Origin of the sequence: Vibrio sinensis, assembly GCF_003605645.1 — a bacterium.
Classification (GTDB): domain Bacteria; phylum Pseudomonadota; class Gammaproteobacteria; order Enterobacterales; family Vibrionaceae; genus Vibrio; species Vibrio sinensis.
Genome location: NZ_QVMU01000056.1, coordinates 1 through 3,546 on the forward strand (window position 1 = coordinate 1; position 3,546 = coordinate 3,546).

The 3,546-nt window shown below is 59.6% G+C and carries 3 protein-coding genes and 1 pseudogene; all 4 read right to left on the bottom strand.

The features are described 5' to 3' along the window. Positions 1-843, bottom strand: a pseudogene (locus DZ860_RS23505) (IS91-like element ISCR2 family transposase); the annotation flags it as partial. A gap of 111 nt (positions 844-954) precedes the next feature. Next, positions 955-1,233, bottom strand: a complete 279-nt coding sequence (locus DZ860_RS23510) for a LysR family transcriptional regulator (protein WP_001100557.1) — start codon at positions 1,231-1,233, stop codon at positions 955-957. 54 nt (positions 1,234-1,287) lie between these two features. Further along, positions 1,288-2,502 carry a chloramphenicol/florfenicol efflux MFS transporter FloR gene (gene floR / locus DZ860_RS23515; RefSeq protein WP_120035696.1) on the bottom strand — a complete coding sequence of 405 codons (1,215 nt, stop codon included), beginning with the start codon at positions 2,500-2,502 and terminating at the stop codon, positions 1,288-1,290. Positions 2,503-2,718: 216 nt separating this feature from the next. After that, positions 2,719-3,546, bottom strand: an 828-nt coding sequence (locus tag DZ860_RS24850) for a DUF3363 domain-containing protein (RefSeq protein ID WP_243641908.1), incomplete at its 5' end; no start/stop codon positions are given.

The following is a 3,546-nucleotide window of genomic DNA, read 5'->3' on the forward strand; positions in this document are numbered from 1 at the left end:
CACCTTTCGCCCCGCCTGTGAACCGACAGCGATACGGTAAGTGATCGAGTGCCCCAGCAGGGGTGTCATCGGGTCGTCATCCACCGCATCCGAGGCCAGATAGCTGTTTTCGACATCCCGTTCCAGCAGGCCTTGCCGTTCCAGATAGCGACCCACCCGGTGGGCGATGGTGTGCGTCAGCTGGGTGAGCTCTGGGCTGGTCGGCGCCTTGACCCAGCGGAAACGCGCTGAGCCGTGGGATTGCTCGACATACACACCGTCGAGAAACAGCATGTGGAAGTGAACATTCAGATTGAGCGCCGATCCAAAACGCTGGATCAGGGTGACCGCGCCCGTCTTGGCCACTTGGTGGGTATGGCCCGCTTTCTTGACCAGGTGCGTGGCAATGACGCGGTAAACGATGCCCAGCACCCACCCCATGATCTCGGGCCGGCTGGCAAACAGGAAACGCAGCTGAAACGGGAAGCTCAACACCCACTGACGCATGGGTTGTTCAGGCAGTACTTCATCAACCAGCAAGGCGGCACTTTCGGCCATCCGCCGCGCCCCACAGCTCGGGCAGAAACCGCGACGCTTACAGCTGAAAGCGACCAGGTGCTCGGCGTGGCAAGACTCGCAGCGAACCCGTAGAAAGCCATGCTCCAGCCGCCCGCATTGGAGAAATTCTTCAAATTCCCGTTGCACATAGCCCGGCAATTCCTTTCCCTGCTCTGCCATAAGCGCAGCGAATGCCGGGTAATACTCGTCAACGATCTGATAGAGAAGGGTTTGCTCGGGTCGGTGGCTCTGGTAACGACCAGTATCCCGATCCCGGCTGGCCGTCCTGGCCGCCACATGAGGCATGTTCCGCGTCCTTGCAATACTGTGTTTACATACAGTCTATCGCTTAGCGGAAAGTTCTTTTACCCTCAGCCGAAATGCCTGCCGTTGCTAGACATTGCCAGCCAGTGCCCGTCACTCCGCGGTCTTCACTGCGTGATCGAGTTGATCGACACCCGCCGTGACACGCTCCATGAAGTGCCTGCCTGCGTCTGTTAGCCGAACGCCCCGCGCATGGCGCTCAAATAGCAGGACACCAAGGTTATCCTCCAGCGCTTTCACACGCGCGCTGACGCTCGACTGGCTGATACCAAGTGCCTTGGCCGCATGCCGAAAATTCAGATGCTCGGCGACGGCGATGAACTGAACAAGGGAAATGAGCGGTATCCTGCCAGACAGGATACCGACATTCACGAGGTTTCGATGGTTAGTGCGCCGCATCGGAGCGGGCCTGCTACCAGTCGTCGGTTAGACGACTGGCGACTTCTCGGTGGCAGCCCCACGGAGCCGAAGGAGCACCAGCCCCAACGAAACCAGTACCGCCATCGCCGTGGCGTAACAGATCACGGGCCACGCTGTGTCACCGTTTAAAAGTGCCACCGCCAATGTCCCGACAATGCTGACTATCAGGCTTTGAACGCAGAAGTAGAACGCGACCGCTGATCCCGCGATGTCGTCGAACTCTGCCAAAGCGCCGTTCGCGGTAACGGACACCGTGAAGACAATACCGACCGCGACAACCCACATCGGTAGGATGAAGGTGAGGAATGACGGCGAGCCGTAAAGTTCGCCGATCCCCAACAGGACCGCTCCGCAAACAAGCAACGCCATCCCACGCGCCACGCATCCTGCGATGCCCCATCTGGCGACAAAGGACTTCGCGAAACGGGTTGTCACGATCATTACAAGCGCGACAGTGGCGAAGGCAAAGCTGAATCCGATCTCGGAATATTCCGCTTGGCCTATGAGCACACGGGGAGCCGTCGAGAAGAAGACGAAGAAGGTGCCCATACCGGCGCTAAAGCCGACAGTGTAAACCCAAAAAGCCGGACTCGCGAAGATCGGCAAGACAGATCGGCGCGTCTTGACTTGATCCAGAGGGCGGGTTTCGTGCCACCTGAAACCCGCATTTAGGAGTGCGAGCATCGCCAGTATAGCCAAAGTAATGAATATCGCCTGCCATCCCAAGAACTCGCCGATCAATGCTCCGGCGATAGGGCCGAGCGCAGGCACGAACGCCAGCACCGAAGTGAAAAGGCCGTAGATGACGACACCCTCAGGACGGTTGGCATAAACGTCGCGAACCGTCGCGAACGTCGCCACCAGCATGGCCGACGCGCCCACTGCTTGAAGTAGACGGAAAGCGACAAAGGCCGGTGCAGTTGAAGACCAAGCTGCTCCCAGAGACGCAATGACGAAAGCCGTTGCGCCCGCAAGTAGAATTGGCCGTCGCCCGATTCTGTCTGAGAGCGGACCAAAAATCACCTGGCCCACGCCGAGCATCACCATATAGAGGCTCAACGTGAGTTGGATCATAGCGGGCGTCGTGTTCAGGATGCCGGGCATCGCTGAAACGACAGGGAGATAAATATCCATCGCCAGTGAAGCGAGGATGTCGAAAGGAGCCATCAGCAGCAGTGCTGCCGGCAGCGTATAGGCCCACGCGGGGCGTGTGGTGGTCATGACGAATCAACCCTCGATTAAGGAATACCGGGCGACGTCTGCTCGTCAGCAATCAGATGAGACTAGCCTTACAGAGCGCCGCAACAACAATACTGGTTGTTGCGGCTTACTTGTCTGCTGACTTGGAATTTCCCATCTGATTACTCCACGCTTACGAATATGAATTGCTACATTTTATCCGATTATCTTTTGCTTCGCAATGCGGCATGGGCGCACTCAGCGTTCCAGCCCCCTCTGCCGCCCTAACTGCCACGACACCGACCCGCCCTGCACGATGCCCATAACCTCGCGGCCGAGTTGGCGGTCGATGATCGGCCGCCACGGGACAAGGGTGAACTCATGGGATTTCTCGACCACGGCGAACTTGCCGCTCGATAGATGCACGGTTCCGGTAAACTTGCCGCTGACGCTCTCGCCGTCCGTGGCGGCGCGGAACGGCAGGCCCTTACTCAAAGCCATATCCGATCCGACGCCGGCTACCTCGCGCTCCCGCAGGATGGCGAGAAGGTTGCGCCGGTAGAAGACGCGGCTGTCCCGGCTGCGGGTGGCGTCGCCCTGTTCGATATGGTGCTCGCGGCGCTGGTCCATGGCTTCGCGGACTTGTTGCCCGAAGCCGGTTGGCGCAAGGTCGGCCGTCTCGCCGTGGATCAGCCGCCGGTCCAGCCAGGTCGCGCCGTCCGATCCGATCTGTTTGTTCAGATCGACCGGGGAAAGGACGCGAACGCTGGCCTGACTGTCTCGGCCGGCGTCATGGGCGGCGGCACGGCTGACCAGATCATCGGGGATGCGCCATTGGTCGGCGTCGATCCGCTCGACGATACCGGCCCGGCGTAGCGCCTCCAGCCGGCGCACATGGGCATCGACATAGCCCTCATAGTCGCCGCCTGGAACGCGGCACGTATAGGAAGAATAAACGCCCTTTTCACCCAAGTCCAACAGCTTTGGACCGCAGTTGACTCTTTCGACACCCCTGCGATGCAACCCAATCCGGCTGACGGGGAGCCAGCAACGCTGAAAATTTACCCTCCTCTTTCCCACTAGCGG

Excerpts from the sequence above, each read along its gene's own strand:
- floR (WP_120035696.1), bottom strand. The coding sequence starts at position 2,502 with ATGACCACCACACGCCCCGCGTGGGCCTATACGCTGCCGGCAGCACTG.